We start from the raw sequence: 1,014 nt of genomic DNA, 5'->3' as shown, positions 1-1,014 counted from the left end.
AGAACCCTCACCAGAGCCGGACCCCGAGCCGTCACCGGAGCCGCCAGCGGGGTCGGCGGCGGGCGCGGGGGCCGGCGTGGGTTGTGGCGCTTGCGCGATGGCGCCCTCGTCGTAGTAATACGGGTCCTGGCCGTTGTCGTCCGGTCCCATCCCGGATCCCATGGACATCATGGTCATGGCGGCCACCGCGGCACCCAGCAGGTTTCCCATACCGCCCATCGGATCGGCACCCATGCCGCCGCCGCCGAAAACGCCGCTGCCGCCGCTGCCGAGACCGGTCCCCGGGGACAGTTGGCTGGGATCTTGGGCGAGGCCACCAGAACCATCGGAGGAGGAACCGTTGTCCGGGAGCGAACCGGGTGTGGTCGGCTGGGAACCCGGCGCGGTCGGATCCAGCGAAGTCGGGTCGTTCGACCACGCGCCGTCGTTCGGTATCGACCCCGACGAGGACGGGCCCAGCTGTGTCGGCGTCAGAGCCGAGGGCGACATCGGCGTATAGGTGTAACCGGAGGGCGCGGTCGGCGTCAGCGGAGTCGGCTCGGTAGCCGTACTCGGAACGGTCGGCGTGATCGGCGCCGGAGATCCCGAGCCGGATCCCGATCCCGAACCGGAGCCGCTGCCTTCACCCGATCCATCGCCCGACCCCCCGTCGTCACCCTGATGCCCCCACGGCGACCAGTGGTTCGAGGCGAAATAGCCGACGGCGCCGATGGCAGCGGCCCCCAGAAGAAGCTTCTTGCCCTTGCTCATCTTCTTCTTGTCGGGGTCGTCATCGTCGTCGTCGGACTTCTTCTTGTTCTTGTCGGCCGCCTTGTCGTCGGCAGCCTTGTCGTCCTTGCTGCTCTTGTCGTCGGCAGCCTTGTCGTCCTTGCTCTTGTCGTCGACGCCTTCGGATTTGGTCCCGGTCTCCACGTCGTCGTCGGAACCGCCCTTTTTGCCCTTTTTGCCCTTCTTTTCCGACTCGTCCTTACCCTCCCCGTCAGAGCCGTCGTCGCTCTTCTTGCCTGTCTTCCC

The 1,014-nt window shown here is 67.2% G+C and carries 1 pseudogene; it reads right to left on the bottom strand.

What is annotated here, in order from left to right:
• Window positions 1-1,014: pseudogene (locus NMI01S_RS35445) on the bottom strand (hypothetical protein); the annotation flags it as partial.

The sequence above is a fragment of the Nocardia mikamii NBRC 108933 genome, from assembly GCF_001613505.1.
GTDB classification, from domain to species: Bacteria; Actinomycetota; Actinomycetes; order Mycobacteriales; family Mycobacteriaceae; genus Nocardia; species Nocardia mikamii.
Note: the sequence above shows the minus strand (reverse complement) of the source record. Positions and strands in the feature narration are given on the sequence as shown.